The organism is Methylomagnum ishizawai (assembly GCF_900155475.1).
Taxonomy (GTDB): Bacteria; Pseudomonadota; Gammaproteobacteria; order Methylococcales; family Methylococcaceae; genus Methylomagnum; species Methylomagnum ishizawai_A.
On record NZ_FXAM01000002.1, the window covers coordinates 78292 to 98368 of the forward strand.

Below are 20077 nucleotides of genomic sequence, written 5' to 3' on the forward strand. Positions count from 1 at the left end.
TGCGGGGAACAGGCGCACCGTGCCCGTGTCGTTTCCTCCCTGGTGAAGCCGGTCCATCCTTGTCCGCCCTGGAACTAGGGTTCCATTCCACCCGCAAGGATTCCCAAGACCGGGCCGACCACATTATAAGAAACCATCCCCGATCAACCATTGGCGACCCAGCGCGGAATCTATGGTGTATATCCCGGCCGGGGTTTCGATGCGGCCTTGGATGCGTTCCCCACCGAGGTCCAGGATAACCCAATGGCTCCCGTCGCCGCCGCCGAGGCGGCCATACCAAGTGAAACCGCCATCGGGCCGGTCGGCGCGGGTTTCGTAAACCATTTGGAAACGTCCTGTGGGCAAAGCCAGGGCGAGGGTTGCGCCCGTCGCCATATCGGCCAATACCGCGGTCCGCAGGCTGATTTCGACGACGGACCCCGGTGGGAAATCCTGGTACCGCGCCGGCAGCGGGGCATAGCCGGGTTCGTAATAAAGCAAACCATCCGGGTCTTCCCGTCCGGGCGGGCGCGGGGCGGTTTCATCGGCGTCGTGTTTGCGGCTGCTGACAATGATGTGCCGGGTCTTTCCGGCGGCGTCCGCGATGGCGATATAGTTGTAATCCGCCAGAATCGACCAGAGTTCCGCCGGATTCCCCGGTGTCGGCGTCCCGGACGGGAAATCCCGGTCGAGTCCGGGGGCCAGGCTGAAGCGGACGCCATGCCGTGCGCCCAGCCATTCGAACAGGGACGCGGACCGGGAAACCGATGGAGCGGTGGGGGTGGGTTTCGGCGGGAGCGGGGCAGAATCGACGGCGGCGAATAACCCCAGGGCCAGGAAAATCGATGACCCGATGAGTTTTGGGACCGCCGGGAAGGAAATGGCCACGGGAAGCGCTCGAAGCAGGCGCGGATGGGGACCGCCTCAATCCGCAGCTTAGGTGCCCGTGGCGGGAATTCTGTGATCCGCTTCGTGTCCGGCGATATTGCGCGGGCTCCGGCGGCTTTGGCCGGGGGAGCGGCCCGGCCCCAGTGCCCTAACCGCCCTCAATTGACGGGTAGAGACGCTTGAGCTCGATCCGTGCCTCCTGGGTGGCGAAGCGCCAATTCACGGTGCTGTCCACCTGGGCGCGTGGGCTTTGACAAAGCCGACAATTCCGTTACGCGACCGCGCTGAGCAGGCCATATTGGCTCTCCCCAAACGAGCTTTGGACATTCTTGGAAAGGTTTTGCAGGAACCCGGCGAGATCGCTCCCATTTCCCGAATCGGAGGATCCCCCCAGGGATTGCACCAAATTCTGGTAATCCTGCTTCAAGCTGGCAAGGGCATCAGAGGAACCGCTATCGCCGCTGTTACTTGTGCTGGAACTGGTGCTTGAATCGGAAGACAGGCTTTGGATCAAGCCTTCCAGGTTGCTGGACCAATCCTGGTAGCCGCCTTGGCGCATTCCGCCGCCCGGTGGCGGACCGGGCGGCGGGCCGCCTTGAGGCCCACCTTGCGGTCCGCGCGATGGCATGTCTTGCGCCAGCGCCGCGAAGGTGTCCTTGGCGGTTTGGACGTCGCCCGAATCCAGCGCCGAGCCGATGGCATCCATTGCCGACGCGATGGGATCGGAGCCGCTGCCCGAATTGGCGCTTGAATTGGACGGCGCGTTTTGTTGCAAGGTGGCGTAAGCCGATTGGGCAGCGCTCAGGTCGCCGGATTCCAGGGCCTGGGCGAGGTCGGCGAAAGGATCGGATGAACCGGACCCGCTGTCGGAGCCATCTGCGGAAACCACATTGTTGCTGGAATGCAGCGCCTGGAAAAGATCGTGCATGAAGGCGCTCAAGGCTTGGGTGGAATCGGCGGAATTGCCCGAGGCGGAATCCGAATCCGACGAAGCCGAGGACTGGCCGATGCCCATCTGGCTGAGGGTGTTCAACACATCGGCGGCGAAGCCACCCCCCGGCCTTCCCATTGCCGTGCCGCCCACCCGTCCGCCGGATGACTGTTCGGCATTGCCGGTGGAAACCCCTTGGACGGAGGTCGATCCGTAGCTTTTGAGGATCGATTGGATATTCAAACTGCTGGTGTTGATGGTGGTCATGGCTCATCTCCATCGCGGTGGAATCTCGTCCATAGTTTCGACCGGATTTACGCCGTTGGAAACGGAAAAACCGTTGATTTACATAACTTTACACTTCTTTACACAAGCTCATCCCGACCCGGAAGCCGCCTTCCGACTACGCCCGCCCGTCGTGGACCGCCATCACCCCAAAGCCTTCCCCCGCCGCGCACAGCGGCGAGCGCCTCAGAGGTGGCCCCGGTTGTTTGAACAGGATTTAAGCCAGGATAAGGAAGGTTATCTTGGGTAATAGCTACCGTCCATCCCGCCTGGAGCGATGGACTGGGCTGGGAGTGCCGCTTTGGGCATACTGCGCCCATCGTCCACCGTCCACCGCCCCGAGGCTATCCATGGCCCGCCGCCGCTGACCGCCCGCCTTCGATCCTGTTCATGAAAACTTTGCAAGATCGTCCCCGTTTAAATCAAACCGCAATCCTGCGGTAACGCGGCTTACTTATTTTCCGCGTATCGTCCCAATATCAGAAATGCCACCTATTGATTCAACCCCCCGCTTCTTGAATAAATCAGGCTGGCCTGGGAGCGAATCCCGCCGGGTTTGCCAAGCGGGGTGGTTAGTCTTGCCCGAATCAATGTGGGTTTCCCCATTTAATTATCGAGTTTCACGGCGTCCGGGAATGATATGAAGGCATTATTCGTTTGCGGTTCCTTGAATCAAACCAAAATGATGTATGAGATTTCGCGCCATCTCGCGCCGCGATTCGATATTTATTTCACGCCTTATTTCTGCGATGGCTTCGGTAAATGGGTGCAAAGGTCGGGTGCCCTGGATTTCACCGTTTTGGGCGGTCGCTTCATGCGTAAGACCATGGAATTCCTCGATGAACGCCAAGTCGCCTTCGATTACGAAGGCCGCGACCGCCGCTACGATTTGGTGGTGACCTGTAGCGATTTGATCGTGCCACGCCGCATCCGCGATACCAAACTGGTCTTGGTCCAGGAAGGCATGACCGATCCCGAAAACCTCGCCTACCATCTGGTCCGTGCCCTGCGCTTGCCGCGTTGGATGGCGCAGACCTCGACCACCGGGCTGTCCGATTTATACGACATTTTCTGTGTGGCTTCCGAGGGCTACCGCGATTTATTCATGAATAAAGGCGTGCGGCCCGAGAAGCTCAAAGTCACCGGGATTCCCAATTTCGATCATTGCGAAGCCTATCGGGATAATGATTTTCCCCACCGCGATTTCGTGCTGTGCGCCACTTCGGATATGCGCGAAACCTTCAAATATGAAAACCGCGCCAAATTCATCGAGAAAGCCCGCCGTATCGCCGATGGGCGTCGTTTGATCTTCAAATTCCACCCCAACGAGAACGCGCAACGGGCCGGGGCCGAGATCGAGCGCTATGCCCCCGAAGCCTTGTATTTCAGCGAGGCCAACACCGACCACATGATCGCCAATTGCGAGGCGCTGGTGACGCGCTATTCCTCGGTGGTGTACGTCGCCGCGGCTTTGGGTAAGGAAATCCATTCCGACCTGCCGCCCGATATGCTGCGGCGCTTGCAGCCGGTCCAGAACGGCGGCACCTCGGGCCGTAATATCGCCCAGGAATGCCTACGCTTGTTCGAGGCCGACAGCCAGCCCCGCCTCCGCCCGGCGGGCCGGTTCCGTCTGAAAACCTTGGGATTGCCGCTACGCCGGGCGGTGGGAGGCCGCAGATGAATCGGAAACTGGTATTGGCGGTGCAGGCACGGCTGGGTTCCAGCCGTCTGCCCGGTAAGGTGTTGAAGGAGGTTTGCGGCAAGCCGATCCTGGCCCGGATGCTGGAACGGTTGGGCCGGGTCGAAACGCCCGCCAAGATCGTGGTGCTGACGACCACCGACAACGCCGACGAACCCATCGTCCAGCTATGCCGGGAGTTGGACGTGGAGGTGTTCCGCGGCCACCCGACCGACCTGTTGGACCGCCATTATCTGGCCGGGCTGGTCCATGGCGCGGAGGCCATCGCCAAGATTCCCTCCGATTGTCCCTTGATCGATCCCGCCATCGTGGACCGGGTCTTGGCCCGCTACGTGGTCGGCGATTGCGACTACGCGGGCAACCTTCATCCAGCCAGCTACCCGGACGGCAACGATGTGGAAGTGATGGGGATGGCGGCGCTGGGCGAGGCTTGGCGCGAAGCCGGGCTGGCGCTGGAGCGCGAACATACCACGCCTTACATCTGGGAGCGTCCCGAGCGTTTCCGCCTCGCCAACGTGGCGTGGGAAAGCGGCCTGGACTACTCCTTAAGCCACCGCTGGACCCTGGACTATGCCGAAGATTACGAATTCATCCGCCGGGTCTACGAGGAACTTTATCCCGAGCGGCCCGGCTTCGGCCTGGACGATATCCTCGACCTCCTGGCCCGCAAACCCGAAATCGCCGCCCTCAACGCCCGCTATGCCGGGGTGAATTGGTACCGCCATCACCTGCATGAACTGAAGACCGTTGATACCCGCCATACCCGGATGCTCGATTGAGCGGACGCCGTTTCCTCCACCGATCACGAACCATGACCGAAACCGAACAACAGGAATTGAAAGAACTGGCCCATCGCGTGCGCCGCCATGTGGTGCGGATGGCGACCGATGGTGGCTGTTTCATCGGCGCTTCGTTGTCCTGCGTCGATGTGCTGGCCTATCTGTACCGGCATTGGCTGAGGATTTCCAACGCCAAGCTGGACGATCCCCAGCGCGATTATCTGCTGCTGTCCAAAGGCCACGATGTGCCCGCGCTCTACGGCCTGTTCGTGGAACTGGGTTTTTTGGAGCCGCATCGCCTCGCCAACCATCTCAAGACCGGCGACCACATCTATTGGCATCCCAACCGCAACATCCCCGGCGTGGAGTTCCATTCCGGCTCGCTGGGCCATTTGCTGAGCGTGGGTGTGGGCATCGCCCTGGATATCAAGCTGTGCCGGGGCAAGGGCCGGGTGGTGGTGATATTGGGTGATGGCGAACTGAACGAGGGTTCGGTGTGGGAAGCCGTCCTGGTCGCCGCCGCCAAGCGCCTGGACAACCTGATCGTGGTGGTGGACCGCAATGGCTTCCAAGCCAATTTGGCGACCGAGGCCTTGATCCCGCTGGAACCCCTCGCCGACAAATTCGCCGCCTTCGGTTGGGAAACCCTGCGGTTGGACGGCCATGATTTCGAGGATTTGGAAGCCGGTTTCGCCCTGATTCCCAGGCGCCTGGGCCAACCCACCGCGATCATCGCCGACACCGTGCGGGGCCGGGGTTTGCCCAGCATCGCGGCGCGGGCCGACCGCTGGTTCTGCAATTTCTCCGCCGCGGAAATCGAGCAGTTGCTCGAAGAGCTGGAAGGCCACCGCCTCGCGGTGATCGACAGCGACATCATCGTGGCCCGCTGATCCCGCCACCGACCGACGAGCCACCCATGAATACCGTCCCCCGCAGCTACGAAGACATCCTCCACTCTGTGGCCCTGAGCGACGAGCGCTTCGTCGCGCTGACCGCCGAGAACCGCTCGGCCATCCGCGACCTGCCCGCCAAGCTCGGCGAGCGTTTCATCGATTTCGGCATTTGCGAGCAAACCCTGGTCGGGGCCGCCGCCGGGCTGGCCTTGCGGGGCCGGATTCCGGTGGTCCACGCGCTGGCGACCTTCCTGACGCTCAGGGCGTTCGAATTCATCCGCACCGATGTCGGCATCGCCCATTTGCCGGTCAAGCTGGTGGGCACTTTCACTGGCTTCGCTTCCGAGGCCAATGGCCCGACCCATCAATCCCTGGAAGATGTGGCCTTGATGCGCGGCATTCCCGGCATGCAGGTCTGGTGTCCCGCCGACGCGCAGGATTTGGCGCTGGGATTGGAAGCCGTGCTGCGCGATCCCGCCCCCTGCTATATCCGCTATAACGCGGCCAGACCCCTGGCCCATCACGATGCGCCTTTCGAATTGGGCCGGGCCGAAATCTGGTCCGAGGGCAACGATATCACCTTGCTGACCTACGGGCTGTTATTCGGGGAATGCCTCAAGGCCGTGGCCTTGCTGCGCGATACCGGGCTGTCGGTGGGTTTAATCAATATGCGGATGCTCAAGCCGGTGGATACCGCCGCCATCGCCGCGGCGGCGCGGCGTTCCAAGCTGCTGGTGACGGTGGAGGACCATTTCCAGACCGGCGGGCTGTATTCCATCGTGGCCGAAACCTTGGTCGAGCAAGGGGTCGTGGTCCCGGTCCTGCCCCTGGCCTTCGCCGAGCGCTGGTTCAAACCGGCCTTGCTGGCCGATGCGCTGGCCTACGAGGGTTTCGACGCCCACGGCATCGCCGCCCGCGTCCGCGAACGCTACGCCCGCATCGAGGCTTAGTCCGCCCGTAGAACCCCGGCTTTCATCCGTTCGTTCCCAAACTCCGCTTGGAGATCGGCGGACCAGTGGTTAAACCCAACCAGAGACACAGCATGAGCCACGAGCTACCCAAGATCGCCGAATCCAACGCCCTGTGGGAACGCGCCCAGGGCTTGATCCCGGCCGGCACCCAAACCCTGGCGAAAGGGCCGGGCCAATATTCCAACGGCGTCGCGCCCAAATACGCCCGGCGCGGCCAGGGGGCGCGGCTGTGGGATGTCGATGGCAATGAATTCCTGGATTTCAATATGGGCATCGGTCCCATCGTGCTGGGCTATGGCCATCCGGCGGTGGACGCGGCGATCCAGCGGCAGTTGGCGGACGGCATCACTTTTTCGCTGATGCACCCGCTGGAAGTCGAAGTGGCCGAGTTGATGCGGGACTGCATCCCCAACGTGGAATCGGTGCGCTTCTCCAAGACCGGCTGCGATGTGACCAGCGCCGCCGTACGCCTAGCCCGCGCCTATACCGGACGCGAGCGGGTGCTGTGCTGCGGCTACCACGGCTGGCATGACTGGTATATCGCCGTCACCGACCGCAACGCCGGGATTCCGCACAGCACCACCGAACTCACCCATACCTTCAATTACAACGACCTCGATTCGGTGATCGACGCCATCGACGAAGGCACGGCCTGCGTCATCCTCGAACCCTTTGTGTTCGAGCGCGAGAACGGCTCCTTCCTCAAGGGACTGCGCGAAATCTGCGATAAACACGGCGCCTTGTTGATCTTCGACGAGATGTGGACCGGCTTCCGCTGCGCCTTGGGCGGTGCCCAGGAATTTTTCGGGGTACGGGCCGATTTGTGCCTGTTCTCCAAGGCCATGGCCAACGGGATGCCGATTGCCGCCATCGTCGGCCGCCGCGAGGTGATGGCCTTGTTCGAGCGGGAGGTGTTCTTCTTCACCACCTTCGGCGGCGAAGCCTTGTCGCTGGCCGCCGCCAAAGCCTGCATCGAATTCATCCGCGATCACGATGTGACCGCCGACTTGGCCCGGCGCGGCCAGGCTTTGCTGGACGGCGTGAACGGCCTGATCCGCGATCTCGGCCTCGATTACGTCACGACCGCCGGATATCCCTTCCGCACCATCATGAATTTCTCGCCCAGCGCCGGGAATCCGCTGCTGATGAAAACCCTGGTGCAGCAGGAATTGATCCGGCGCGGCATCCTCTGGTCCGGCACCTTGAACCTGTGCCATGCCCATACGGCCCAGGACGTGGATGATACCGTCCGCGCCTTCGCCGACAGCCTCGCCATCCTGGCCGAAGCCGTGGCGGCGGGTACCGTGGCCGCCCGCCTCCAGGGCGAACCCTTGCAGCCGGTGTTCCGCAAGACCAGCCAGTTCCACGTCAAGCCGCGGGTGGCGGCATGAGCCTGTTCGATCTCGGCGGCAAGACCGCCATCGTCACCGGCGCGGCGGGTTTGCTCGGACGCCAGCACTGCCAAGCGCTGGCCGAGGCGGGCGCGTTCGTGGTCGCCACCGATAGCGACCGCGACACCTGCGCCGCCGTGGCCGAGGCACTCGGCAAATCCGGCATCGCCATCGCCGCCGATGTCACCGACCCGGTTTCGCTGCGGCAATTGGCCGACGCGGTGCGTAGCCTGACCGGGCGTATCGACGTGCTGGTCAACAACGCCGCCATCAACGACAAATTCGAGAACCCGGCGGCGGCCTTGGAAGATTCCCGCTTCGAGAACTACCCGTTGGAAATGTGGAAACGCTCGCTGGAGGTGAACGTGACCGGGGTGTTCCTATGTTCCCAGGTGATCGGGGCGGACATGGCCCGCGCCGGCCGGGGCAGCATCATCAACGTGGCGTCCACCTATGGCGTGGTGGCTCCCGACCAATCCCTCTACCGCGACCCCGAAGGCCGGCAGCGTTTCTATAAAACCCCGGTGTATCCGACCACCAAGGGCGCGGTATTGGCCTTCACCCGCTTCCTGGCCGCGTATTGGGGCGGGGCGGGCGTCCGGGTCAACGCGCTGTCGCCCGGCGGCGTGGAGAACGGCCAGGACGATTTCTTCGTGGCGGAATATTCGCGCCGCACTCCGCTGGGGCGCATGGCCGCGCCCACCGATTTCAGGGGGGCCGTGGTGTATCTGGCTTCCGACGCTTCGGGCTATATGACCGGCGCGAACCTGCTGGTGGACGGCGGTTTCACGGCAATTTGAAGCGGCCCGCCCGGCATCGCGTATCGGCGGGCCACGACCCGCCCCATCTCATCATCCACTCTTGAGCAAGGTATCTGTATGAGCAAACGGGAAGTGAACATCGGCGACCGTTTTATCGGCGACGGCCATCCGGTCTATGTCATCGCCGAAATCGGCATCAACCATAATGGCTCGTTGGATTTGGCCAAGGAATTGATCTTCGGGGCCATGGGCGCGGGGGCCGATTGCGTGAAGTTCCAGAAGCGCACCCCGGAACTGTGCGTGCCGCGGGACCAATGGCAGTTGGAGCGCGATACGCCCTGGGGCCGGATGACCTATATCGATTACCGCCGCAAGGTCGAATTCGGCGTGGACGAATACGCCGAAATCGACCGTTATTGCCGCAGCTTGGGCATCGCCTGGACCGCGTCCTGCTGGGACGAGCCTTCGGTCGATTTCATGGAGCAGTTCGAGCCGCCGTTCTACAAGATGGCGAGCGCCTCCTTGACCGACCTTCCATTGCTGGGCAAGGCCCGCGCCACCGGCAGGCCGTTGATGATCTCGACCGGCATGTCCACCATGGAGGAAATCATCGCCGCCGTGCAGGCCATCGGCACCCACGACCACGCCGACCGCCCCAGCTTGATGATCGCCCACGCCACTTCGACCTATCCCTGCAAGGTGGAAGAACTCAACCTGCTGATGATCCACACCTTGAAGGAACGTTATCCGGGCGTGCCCATCGGCTATTCCGGCCATGAAACCGGCTTGTCGCCGTCCTTGGCGGCGACCGCGCTGGGGGCTTCCTTCCTGGAACGCCATATCACCCTGGACCGCGCCATGTGGGGCACGGACCAGGCGGCTTCGGTGGAATTGGTCGGCTTCGAGCGCTTGGTGCGCGATGTCCGCGATATCCAGAGATCGCTGGGCGATGGCGTGAAGCGCGTCTACGACAGCGAACTCGGGCCGCGGGCCAAGCTGCGCCGGGTGCAGGCCGCCGCCTGAAATCCGTCACCATTGGATCGTTGCTTTGGAGTCCAAGGCTTGCCTTGGCCGCGCGAAGTTTCCAAAGCAAGCTTTGGACTCCAGAGATTCGCCCCAAACGATTTTGCAATGCCGCTGTGCTGGTTTCCAAGCGGAGCTTGGGAACCAGCAAGCAACCACTCTCCGCCCATAGACGACGAGGATATAACAATGAACCAAGATTGGACTCCCGAGCAATTCGCCCAATGCGCTCGCCGCTTGAAACTGGTCCTGACCGATTGCGATGGCGTCCTGACCGATGGTGGCGTCTACTATTCCAAGCATGGCGAGGAACTGAAACGCTTCAACATCCGCGACGGGATGGCGGTGGAACGGCTCCGGCTGCTGGCCGGGATCGAAACCGGCATCGTCAGCGGGGAGTTGTCGCCCTCGGTGGCCCGCCGCGCCGAAAAGCTGCAAATCACCGAGCTACATCTGGGCTCCAAGGACAAAGCCGCGACGGTGAAGGCCATCCTGGAGCGCCTCAACCTCAATTCGCGGGAAGTCGCCTATGTCGGCGACGATGTCAACGACCTGCCCGCCTTCGCCGTGGTCGGGCTGACCGCCTGTCCCGGCGATGCCTTGTCCGAGGTCAAGGCGGCGGCGCATATCGTGCTGGGCCGTCCGGGCGGCCATGGGGTGTTCCGCGAATTCGCCGAAATGGTGTTGAAGGCCCGCGCCGATGCGGGGGCTTTGTGAGTTTGGGTTTCTTCACCATCCTGGCGGCGCAGTTCTTTTCCTCCTTAGCCGATAACGCCCTGCTGTTCGGGGCCATCGCCCTGTTGCGGGAGCAACAGGCCCCTTCCTGGCAAACCCCGGTCCTGCAACAAAGCTTCGTGGTCGCTTTCATCGTCCTCGCGCCCTTCGTCGGTCCGTTCGCCGACGCCCTGCCCAAGGGCCGGGTGATGTTCGTCAGCAACGCGGTGAAGATCGCCGGTTGCCTGGGGATGCTGATGGGCGTGCCGCCATTGCTGGCCTATGCCGTGGTCGGTATCGGCGGGGCCATGTATTCGCCGGCCAAGTACGGCATCCTCACCGAATATTTCCCGCCGGAAAAACTGGTTTGGGCCAATGGCTGGCTGGAAGGGCTGACGGTGGCGGCGATCATCCTGGGGGCCATCGTCGGCGGCCTGTTGATCGGCGACCGGGTGGGGGCGGAAGCGGCGCGGTTCCTGGCCGGGCTGCCGTTCAATCTCGGTATCGACACCGTGGCGGAATTCGCCATCGCCGCCATGCTCTGTTTCTACGGGCTGGCGGCGCTGTTCAACCTCTATATCCCGCGCTTGCCCATCGACCACAAGTTACCCAGCCGTAGCGTCGGTTTCATCCTCAAGGATTTCCTGCATTGCTTCGTGCAGTTGTGGAAAGACCCGCTGGGGCAGGTGTCGCTGGCGGTGACGGCCTTGTTCTGGGGCGCGGGGGCGACTTTGCGCCTGATCGTCCTGATGTGGGCGGCGGCGGCTTTGCACCTGGGTTTGGAACAGGCCACCCAGTTGACCGCCGTGGTGGCGGTGGGAATCGGCTTCGGCGCGGCCTGGGCCGGGAAGGCGGTGCCTTTGGAACATTCGGTGCGGGTGTTGCCGGTAGGGATCGCCATGGGCTTGGCGGTGTCGGCGATGGCCTGGGTCAGCGATTGGCGCGTCGCCCTGCCGATGCTGGCCTTGATCGGGGCCATGGGCGGTTATTTCGTGGTGCCCATGAACGCCTTGTTGCAGCACCGCGGCCATTTGTTGATGGGTGCGGGCCATTCCATCGCCTTGCAGAACTTCAACGAGAACCTCAGCATCCTGCTGATGCTCGGACTCTATGCCTTGATGATCAAGGTGGAATTGTCGGCCTCCGCCATCGTGGTGGTGTTCGGCCTGATCGTGGCGGGCAGCATGGCGGTTTTGACCCGGCTGCACGGCCACGACCAGGATTAGCTGTCCTGGGTGCTTTGCCGCTCTCGATGGGGTGGGTCGAGTCCCGCCATTCATGGTGGACGGCGGGTTAGGCTATCGCTAGCCCGCCTTATGGCTTTTTGGTATCCAGCCTCGGGGAGCGGGAATAATATCCCGCCGATGCGCTGGTATATCGACGCGGATGGATAGGGTATTTTCGCCCCACCTATCCGTATCGAACACGCCCTGGATTGCGGGTTTCCTTCACCAATCCGTCACGCCACCTCAATATTGCCTTCATAAGCCGTGCGTATTGTTTCCCGATTCCACCCGGAGGAAATGCATATGTCGGCCAACCGCCCGAATCGAGAATCCCGTCCCCGCCGTTTCGTCGCCGAAATCGCCCGCGACGAAGCCACCATCCGCGCCACCCAGGCTTTGCGCTACCAGGTTTTCGCCGGGGAAATGGGTGCCCGGCTGCATACCCCTATCGAGGGCTTGGATTGCGACGAAATCGACGCTTATTGCGACCACCTATTGGTGCGCGATACCCAGACCGGCACCATCGCCGCTTGTACCCGGTTATTGTCCGATACCCAGGCCCGCCGGTTGGGGCGTTTCTATTCGGAAGGGGAATTCGATCTCGGAGCCATCCGCGCCTTGTCGGGACGCTTTTTGGAAATAGGCCGTACCTGTGTCGATCCGGCCCAGCGCGGCGGCGTGGTGTTGGGCACCTTGTGGAACGGCTTGGCGGATTATGTCGCCGAGGGTGGCTTCGATTATCTGATGGGTTGCGCCAGCATCCCGCCCGGTCCCAGCGGTTTCGCGGTGGACGCCGTTTACCGCCAAATCGAGCCGGAACAATTCGGCCCGGCCCATCTCTGGGCGAGGCCGCGGATTCCGGTGCCCGCCGGGAAGCGTTGCGACCGCGACGAGAGCGGCATCCCGCCCTTGTTGCAAGCCTATCTGCGCCTGGGCTGCCGGGTCTGCGGCGAGCCTTACTGGGACGAGGATTTCAATGTGATGGACGTGTTCATCCTGCTCGATCTTTCGCGCTTGCAGGCCCGCTACGAACGGCGCTTCATCGGCCCTCGGCCCGGAGACGCCCATGCGGCGCTGCCTGCCCTGGTTTAAGGGCGCGGGCATCGCCGCCATGTTCCTGCTGGGCGTGGTTCTGGCGGGGGCGGTCATGCCGGGTTTGCGCGGGTTGTTGGGACGGCGGGCGTCCGGCTTGTGCGAGGATATCGTCGTCCATTGGAACCGCACGGTGTGCCGTATCCTGAATGTGCGACTGGAAATCACCGGCGCTCCCGATCCGGCGGCCCGCTTGCTGGTCGCCAACCATATCTCCTGGCTGGATATCATCGCCCTGGGCGGCCAGGGCCGGGGCCAGTTCGTCGCCAAGGCCGAAGTGGCGGATTGGCCGGTGATGGGCTATCTCGCCAAGCGGATCGGCACCCTGTTCGTCCAGCGTGGCGACGCCGCCCAAACCGCCGCCACGGCGGAATTGATGGTGTGGCGGCTGCGCCAGGGCAAACGCTTGATCCTGTTCCCAGAAGGCACCACCACCCCCGGCGAGCGGGTGCTGCGCTTCCATGGCCGTTTGTTCCAGCCCGCCGGTTTGGCCGGGGTCGGGGTACAGGCGGTGGCCTTGGGGTATTCCGGCCCGGCCAAAACCGCGGCACCCTTCATTGGCGAGGACGAATTCGTGCCGCATTTGCTGGGCATCCTGCGCTTGGAGCGGATCGATCTGCGCTTGTCCTACGGGCCGCTGCTTCCGGCGGGCTTGGACGCGGGCGGCATGGCGGCGCTGTCGCGGCGCTGGGTCGCCGAGACGCTGGCCGCGGTTCCCGCCGCCCGCGCGGGCTGAGCCGTTTGCCCCAGGTGAATTGATCCGCGCAGGCGGAAAATCCCGTTATATCGCCGATTCCTTCCCACCCGCCTCTTCTTGCCAATGCGCGGAACTCCACGCCATCCGTGATCCCGCCACGGCGATGCCCACCGAATCCCTTACCCCGCCCTGTAAAAACCGGGGCATCCGCTGGATGAACCCCAGACCGCTCAGGATCATCGCCTTCACCAAAAGGCCCGCCGTAAGGTTCCGCCGCCCGTGGTCCTGGGGAGCCAGCGCGTCGATCAGTTCAATCCAGCCCATCGACCCTCCCCGCCACCAAACCCAGGTGATCGATTCCTGGATGCCACAGTCGGCGGCAGCGCCTTTCTCGCCCGCTGGGATCGAAACCGTCGAAACTATGCGCCATCATTTAGAAAAACCAAAGGGTAAGACATGGGCACGGATGACGGTTATATAAGGCGTATCGTCTTCATCCCGCCCAATAAGCGGGACCAAGTCGTGAAATCTTTGACATTCCGCCCTACTTTGCCCAATATTTGGCCGCTGTCTTTAAAAAGAACAGTCCTGCCGTATCCAGCGCGGTATTGATCGGCACTCAAAGGGGGAATCCACGCTGCCATGGTCTTGTCCGAGCCATTCCATGGGCTTCCGCACGGCGATGGTGGCATGAATTGTTATTCCAACCATACAGCTATTTCCAGGAACCACCATGCAGTACCTTGTCCAACCCCTCTTTCCGCACTCCGCCACCAGCCCGCTGCGCGGTGGCAACGAGGCGCGGGTCTTCACCATTTCTTCGCTCAATTCGGGCTTCGCGCTCACCGCCGTGGGCAACAACCTGCAACTGCAACAACTGAACTGGCAGGAGAACGCCAACCAACAGTGGAAAATCATCGCCAATGGCGACGGCACCTACCGCATCGCCAATGTGGGTAGCGGCCAGGTCATGGACGTGTCCGGCGGCGGCGGGGAAGGGACGCCGGTCTTGGTCTGGGATTGGCACGGGGGCAACAACCAACGTTGGCGCGTGTCGGAAATCGAGAACGGCATGTTCCGCATCGATTCGGCCTTGGGCGGGAGTACCCTCGACGTCTTCGGCGCATCGGTCGAGCCGGGCGCGGTGATCGTGGTGTGGGGTTGGAACGGGGGCGACAACCAGCGCTGGGTGCTGGCCGAGGTCCGCCCCGAAAGCGTGGTCTACCAACCCAGGGCCACCCTCTTCCAAGATGCCAATTATGGCGGAACCCGCCAGGAAGTGGGCCTGGGTTCCTACGATATCAACGACTTGACCTTGGGCAACGACCAGGTTTCCTCGCTCAAGGTGCCGACCGGGGTGCGCGTCACCCTGTACGAACACGCCAATTTCCGGGGGCGGCATTGGTCCTACACCCAGGACACGCCCTGGATCGGCGACGAACCCAACGACCTGACTTCCGGGGTCTTGGTGGAGAAGGTCGCCACGATCTACAAGGATGTCGATTATCAGGGACAGGCCGCTTCGCTCGGCGTGGGCCGCTACCTGATGAAGGACATCCCCCTGGCCAACGACAACATCTCCTCGTTGAAGGTGCCGCAGGGCTTGGTGGTCATGCTCTATGAACACGAGGACTTCGGCGGGGATTTCCGCAGCTACTACCAGGACAGCCCGAACGTCGGCGATTTCAACGACAAGACCTCGTCCATCGTTATCAAGCAACTGGGGGTGGTGATTCCCAAGGACGTGCTGCGCTTCGGCGGTGGCGTCCAATTGAAGGGCACCCATGGCAAATGGCTGGTGGCCGAATCGGATGGCCGTTTGCGGGCCGACCGCGGCGCGGCCGATACCTGGGAAACCTTCACCCTGGTCCGCTCCGGCGGCACCCTGGATAACAGCTTGGTGAGCTTCGGCGATATCGTGTCCCTGCGCTCGACGCACGGCAAATACGTGACGGCGGAAGCCAATGGCGACGCCTCCGCCAATAGCCCCAATATCGGCGCGGAACAGCAATGGCAGGTCGTCCGCTCGGGAGCGACCACCTCGTCCAACTTCCTCGCGGTGGGCGACCACATCTCGCTGAAATCGGTGGCCCACAACCGCTATCTGGTGGCCGAGGATAACGGCGACGCCAATGCCAACCGCGACAGCATCGGGTCTTGGGAAACCTTTGAGGTCACGGGCGTCGCCACCGAGGCCACCCCGGAAGAGGGCAGCGGCAGTGCCTGCGGAGCCGAGGCCTGTAGCGCGGACGCCTGCGGGGCCGATGCTTGCGGCGCGGACGCCTGCGGCGCGGCGGCTTGCGGCGCGGCGGCTTCCTTGATCGGGGTGTGCGGCGTGGCGGCCTCGGGCATCGCGATTTGCGGCGCGGACGTGGCCGGTATCGGCGTCTGCCTGGGGCGGCTTCCGGGGCTTCGGCCTGCGGCCTGGACGCTTGCGGCGGTGCGGCGTGCGGCGCCGCCGCTTGTGGCGCGGCGGCGACCGGCATCGGGGCGTGCGGCGCGGACGCTTGCGGCGCGGCGGCTTGCGCGGCGGCGGCTTGCGGTGGCGCGGTGTGCGGCGCGGCGGCTTGCGGCGCGGATGCTTGCGGGGCCGACGCTTCCGGTGTCGGGGGCTGTGCCGCCAATGCCTGCGGGGCCGATGCGGGCGGGGTGGACGCCTGTCCCGCCGATGCCTGCGCGGCCAATGTCTGCGGCATCAACGCCTGCCCGGCGGATGCCTGCGCCGCCGACGCCTGCGCCCTGGACATCATCCCCATCATCCCCGGCATCTGATGCCACCGCCCGCCGGATGGCCCATCCGGCGGGCGTTTCCCCCTTACCGGAAACCGCGACCAGGAGAATCCCGATGGGACCACAACACTATAAATCCTCCCGCTACGTCATCACCGCGCCCCTGAAGGATGGCCGGGAACTGGCCTACAACGGCATGAGCGGCGCCTTGGCGGTCTGGACGCCCCGCGAGGCCGCAGCCTTCCGCCGGGTGGCGGCGGAAGGCCGCTGCGACGATTTGGAATCCACCGCCGACCTGTTGTACGGCGGCTATCTGGTGCCGACCCAGGTCGATGAATTAGAACAACTCCACGGACTCTACAAAGCCCACCGCTACGACCGCCGCACCTTGATCCTGACCGTGGCCCCGACCCTGGCCTGCAATTTCGCCTGCGATTATTGCTTCCAGGGCCAGGACAAACCGGTCCAGACCATGGGCCAGACGGTCCAGGACGCTATCGTGGCCTTCGTCGAGCGGGCGGCCCCGGAATTGCGCCATGTCCATATCGCCTGGTATGGCGGCGAGCCTTTGCTTCGACCGGGAGTAATCGAGGCGCTGTCCGACCGCATCATCGCCTTGTGCGACCGGCGGGGCTTGAAATACGACGCCATGATCGTCACCAACGGCTACAAGCTGACGGCGGACATGGCGCGGTCCTTAGCGGAACGGCGGGTCAAGACCGTGCAAGTGACCTTGGACGGCCACCAGGAATACCACGATGGCCGCCGCTACCTGCTGTCGGGCGGCAGCACCTTCGCCAAGATCATCGCGAACCTCAAGGCCGTGGTCGAAGCCGGGACCGGCTTGAAGCTGAACATCCGGGTCAATATCGACCATCGCAATGGCGCGGGCGTCTACCAACTCATCGACACCCTGGCCCAGGAGGGCTTGGCCCACCAGGATAGCTTCCGCCTGTATTTCGCCCCGGTGGAGGCCATGACCGTGGGTTGCCATTCGGTGGAGGAAGCCTGCATGGGCAAATCCGAATACGGACGGCTGGAAGCCGCGCTGTACCGCTACGCCTTCGATCAAGGCTTGGCGGCCCTGCCCTATCCGCCCCGGTTCCATGGCTCGTGCGGGGCGGTGCGTCCGAGCAGCTTCGTGGTGGTGCCGACCGGCGATATCCACAAATGCTGGGATACCGTGACCTTCCCCCAGCACGCCATCGGCAGCATCTTCGACATGGACGCCGCCCTTCGTTCCGAGCGCAACGCCCGCTGGCTGCGCTGGACCCCGTTCGAGAACGAATCCTGCCGCAACTGCAAGCTCCTGCCCAATTGCGCCGGGGCCTGCGCCTATAAATTCCTGCATTCGGGCGACACCCGCGGTGAAGCCGCCACCCTGCCCTGTCCCAGTTGGAAATACAACATCAAGGAACGCCTATTGTTGCGGGCCGAGAAGATGGGCATCCTCCGGGCCGAAGACTGGGATGTGGCGCAAGCCTGCACCGATCCCAAGGAGTTGTGCGCCGACGACCACATCGGCGGGGGCCGCGCCCTGCCCGAGACCATGCAAGCCTATTATTTGGCGGAGGCGGTATGATCCATTGGGTGCAGATGCCGTTCGGTTCGATCACCACGCCCAGCCTGGCCCTGGGCCAATTCAAGGCGCAACTGGCAGAAGCCGGGATCGAATCCCAGGTGTTCCCGTTCAATATGGCGTTCTCGCGCATGATCGGGCCGGGCGCCTACGAAACCATCGCCCGCTTCAAGGGCGTCGAAACCCAGATCGGCGAGTGGCTGTTCGCCCGCGAGGCTTGGGGGCGGGATTTCGGCCTGCCGGAGGAACGCTTCATCGAACTGTGCGGGGACGAGATCGAGGGCATCCCCCATGTCAAAGACCTGCCCGCCTGGCTGCGGCAGGTGCGCCACCAGGTGGTACCGATGTTCCTCGACCAATGCCTGGAGCGCCTGTTGGCCTCTGGTCCCCTCAAGGTAGTGGCGTTCAGTTGCACTTTCTTCCAGGCCGTGGCCTCGCTGGCCCTGGGGCGGCGCATCCGCGAGCGTTTTCCCGAGGTCAAGCTGATCTATGGCGGGGCTTGCTTCCATGGCGGGATGGGCGAGGCGCTGGCGCGGGCGGCGGGCTGGATCGACGCCATTTCCACCGGCGAGGCTGACGACGTGATCGTGCCACTGTGCCGGGCCATGCTGGCGGGCCAAGCGCCGGAGGGTTTGCAAGGCATCCTCTACCGGCGGGAACCCGACGGTCCGTTGTGGCGGGACGCGGACCACCGGCCACTGGATTCGGCGGGCATGGAACGGCTGCCAGTGCCGGATTTCGGCGATTTCTTCGCCGAGGCCCGGCGGGTCGGTTATTTCGACGACCCGGCGTGGCGGGCGCGTATCCTCATCCCCTTCGAGTCGGCGCGGGGCTGCTGGTGGGGCCAGAAACACCATTGCACCTTCTGCGGCCTCAACGGCGAGGGCATGTCCTACCGGGCGCGTTCCGCCGCCAGCACCCTGGCCTTGTTGCGGGCCTTGGCCGAGCGCTACCCCTGGGCCAAGCGTTTCCAGGCCGCCGACAACATCATGCCCATGTCCTATTTCCACGACTTCCTGCCGGTGTTGGCGGAAAACCCGCCCCGGCCCGATGTGGAATATTTCTGGACGGTGAAGACCAACCTCCACCGCGGCCAAATCCGCCAACTGGCGGCGGCGCGGGTGCTGTACCTGCAACCGGGGATCGAGTCGCTGGCCGACAATATCCTCAAGCAGATGCGGAAGGGTGTCACCGCCCTGCAAAACCTGTTCTTCCTCCGCGCCTGCCAGGAAGAAGGCATCACCGTCTATTGGAACAACCTGATCCGCATCCCCGGCGAAACCGCCGCCGATTACGCGCAGATGGTGGAATGGCTGCCGCAGCTCCACCATCTGCGCCCGGCCTATGGCGGTGCGCCCAAGGCCGAATGCCATCGGTTCAGCCCCTATTTCTTCGAGGCCGGACGCTGGACCACCGATTTGCGGCCCATGCGCTGGTATGCCGAGCTATTCCCCGCCGACACCGTGGATATTCCCCAGGTGGCTTATTACTACGAGGCCGAATGGAAGGAGGTGCTGGGCGGCGATGCCTACGATGCCCTGCTGGAAGCCAGCGCCCGCTGGACCGCCGCTTGGCGCGAAGGCGACGCGGCCCCGCGCTGCGTGGCACGGCCCGACGGAGCGGGCTGGCGGGTCGAGGACACCCGGCCCGGCGCTCCGGGCGAACACCGGCTATCGCCCCTGGCGGTGCGCGTCCTGCAAGCCCTGGATACGCCCACGCCCCGCGCCAAGCTGGCCGAGCAATTGCCGGAAGTGGCGGATGCGGAGTTGGACGCCGTCCTCGCGGACTTGCTGGCCCGCCATCTGGTCCTCGACGACGGCAAACGCTATCTGTCCCTGGTCCTCGGGGAAGGCACGCGGGAACCCGCGCCTTGGCAGCGGTCGGGCCTGCTCAAGCGCGTCACCAACCAGCGCCCGGCGGGAGTGGCGACGGTATGAATCCATGGGCTATCGGGGGTGCCGTCGCGGGCGGCATCGGGTTGGTGGTGGCCTTGTTGTTCGGCGGCAATCAATGGCTAGTCGCCAAGGGCCGCAAAGCCCTGGCCGAGCGTTTCCCGCCCGGCGAACTCCTGCTGTCCGCACCCAGCGCCAACGGCCTGGGCCTAGAAAGCCGGGGCCGTTGGCAAGTCCGCGGCAACGGGGCGCTGGCGGTCACGCCCGCCGAGGTGTGGTTCCAGGCATTTTTCTATAGTCTGGAACTCAACCTGCCGCTGCGGAACATCCGCGGTGTGGAATTGGTGGACAGCCATCTCGGCAAAATGATTATCGGGCGCAAGCTGTTGAAGATTTATTTCATCGACGCCGCCGGGAACGCCGACAGCGTGGCCTTCCTGGTGCGGGAACCCGCGCACTGGCAAGCGGTGATCGAGCGGGCGCGGGCCACGGCGGGCACCGGACCTTGAACCGGAACGGGGTGGTTTTTGTCATCCGTTGCCTGTGG

Annotated in this window: 17 protein-coding genes and 2 pseudogenes; 16 read left to right on the forward strand and 3 right to left on the reverse strand. The window is 63.7% G+C overall.

Translation table 11 applies throughout. From position 1 onward, the window contains the following. Positions 1–123: 123 nt before the first annotated feature. Positions 124–867 carry a hypothetical protein gene (locus B9N93_RS21165; protein ID WP_085216415.1) on the reverse strand — a complete coding sequence of 248 codons (744 nt, stop codon included), beginning with the start codon at positions 865–867 and terminating at the stop codon, positions 124–126. Between the two features lie 271 nt (positions 868–1138). Beyond that, positions 1139–2065: a hypothetical protein gene (locus tag B9N93_RS21170; RefSeq protein ID WP_085216416.1), complete on the reverse strand. Its 927-nt coding sequence runs from the start codon at positions 2063–2065 to the stop codon at positions 1139–1141. A gap of 658 nt (positions 2066–2723) precedes the next feature. Here B9N93_RS21170 and B9N93_RS21175 point away from each other — a divergent pair. From B9N93_RS21175 to B9N93_RS21225, 11 genes are all read left to right on the forward strand, one after another. After that, positions 2724–3764 (forward strand): hypothetical protein, encoded by a 1041-nt coding sequence (locus B9N93_RS21175; protein ID WP_217807379.1) that lies wholly within the window; start codon positions 2724–2726, stop codon positions 3762–3764. Beyond that, positions 3761–4561: a cytidylyltransferase domain-containing protein gene (locus tag B9N93_RS21180; protein WP_085216417.1), complete on the forward strand. Its 801-nt coding sequence runs from the start codon at positions 3761–3763 to the stop codon at positions 4559–4561. The genes B9N93_RS21175 and B9N93_RS21180 overlap by 4 nt, the downstream gene beginning before the upstream one ends. 32 nt (positions 4562–4593) lie before the next feature. Then, positions 4594–5451, forward strand: a complete 858-nt coding sequence (locus tag B9N93_RS21185; RefSeq protein WP_085216418.1) for a transketolase — start codon at positions 4594–4596, stop codon at positions 5449–5451. A gap of 26 nt (positions 5452–5477) precedes the next feature. Continuing rightward, on the forward strand, positions 5478–6404 hold the full coding sequence (locus B9N93_RS21190; protein WP_085216419.1) for a transketolase family protein: 927 nt from the start codon (positions 5478–5480) through the stop codon (positions 6402–6404). Positions 6405–6496: 92 nt separating this feature from the next. Beyond that, entirely contained in the window at positions 6497–7816 is a 1320-nt protein-coding gene (locus B9N93_RS21195) for an aminotransferase class III-fold pyridoxal phosphate-dependent enzyme (RefSeq protein WP_085216420.1), read from the forward strand. Beyond that, the gene (locus B9N93_RS21200) at positions 7813–8616 is read left to right on the forward strand and encodes an SDR family oxidoreductase (RefSeq protein ID WP_085216421.1); all 804 of its coding nucleotides are present in this window, start codon (positions 7813–7815) and stop codon (positions 8614–8616) included. Before B9N93_RS21195 ends, B9N93_RS21200 begins: the two co-directional genes overlap by 4 nt. Positions 8617–8694: 78 nt before the next feature. Then, positions 8695–9600, forward strand: a complete 906-nt coding sequence (locus B9N93_RS21205; RefSeq protein ID WP_085216422.1) for an N-acetylneuraminate synthase family protein — start codon at positions 8695–8697, stop codon at positions 9598–9600. Between the two features lie 189 nt (positions 9601–9789). Continuing rightward, a complete protein-coding gene (locus B9N93_RS21210) occupies positions 9790–10317 on the forward strand; it encodes a KdsC family phosphatase (RefSeq protein ID WP_085216423.1) in 528 nt (175 codons plus the stop codon). Then, positions 10314–11540, forward strand: a complete 1227-nt coding sequence (gene lplT, locus B9N93_RS21215; protein WP_085216424.1) for a lysophospholipid transporter LplT — start codon at positions 10314–10316, stop codon at positions 11538–11540. Before B9N93_RS21210 ends, lplT begins: the two co-directional genes overlap by 4 nt. Positions 11541–11843: 303 nt before the next feature. Beyond that, a complete protein-coding gene (locus B9N93_RS21220) occupies positions 11844–12632 on the forward strand; it encodes a GNAT family N-acetyltransferase (protein WP_085216425.1) in 789 nt (262 codons plus the stop codon). Continuing rightward, positions 12607–13368, forward strand: coding sequence for a lysophospholipid acyltransferase family protein (locus B9N93_RS21225; protein WP_085216426.1), 762 nt, complete (start codon positions 12607–12609; stop codon positions 13366–13368). Before B9N93_RS21220 ends, B9N93_RS21225 begins: the two co-directional genes overlap by 26 nt. Positions 13369–13413: 45 nt before the next feature. On the opposite strand, the gene B9N93_RS21230 is transcribed toward B9N93_RS21225, so the two are convergent. Next, on the reverse strand, positions 13414–13653 hold the full coding sequence (locus tag B9N93_RS21230; protein ID WP_085216427.1) for a hypothetical protein: 240 nt from the start codon (positions 13651–13653) through the stop codon (positions 13414–13416). 409 nt (positions 13654–14062) lie between these two features. On the opposite strand from B9N93_RS21230, the pseudogene B9N93_RS26910 reads away from it, so the two are divergent. From B9N93_RS26910 to B9N93_RS21245, 5 genes and pseudogenes are all read left to right on the forward strand, one after another. Beyond that, a pseudogene (locus tag B9N93_RS26910) lies at positions 14063–14908 on the forward strand (RICIN domain-containing protein); the annotation flags it as partial. 971 nt (positions 14909–15879) lie between these two features. Further along, positions 15880–16101, forward strand: coding sequence for a Cys-every-fifth RiPP peptide CefA (locus tag B9N93_RS26915; protein WP_368655834.1), 222 nt, complete (start codon positions 15880–15882; stop codon positions 16099–16101). A 115-nt stretch (positions 16102–16216) separates the two neighbouring features. Then, a pseudogene (locus tag B9N93_RS26920) lies at positions 16217–17641 on the forward strand (TIGR04463 family radical SAM/SPASM RiPP maturase); the annotation flags it as partial. After that, the gene (locus tag B9N93_RS21240; RefSeq protein ID WP_085216429.1) at positions 17638–19575 is read left to right on the forward strand and encodes a RiPP maturation radical SAM C-methyltransferase; all 1938 of its coding nucleotides are present in this window, start codon (positions 17638–17640) and stop codon (positions 19573–19575) included. The pseudogene B9N93_RS26920 and the gene B9N93_RS21240, both read left to right, overlap by 4 nt. Continuing rightward, positions 19572–20039, forward strand: coding sequence for a hypothetical protein (locus B9N93_RS21245; RefSeq protein ID WP_085216430.1), 468 nt, complete (start codon positions 19572–19574; stop codon positions 20037–20039). The genes B9N93_RS21240 and B9N93_RS21245 overlap by 4 nt, the downstream gene beginning before the upstream one ends. Positions 20040–20077: the final 38 nt, after the last annotated feature.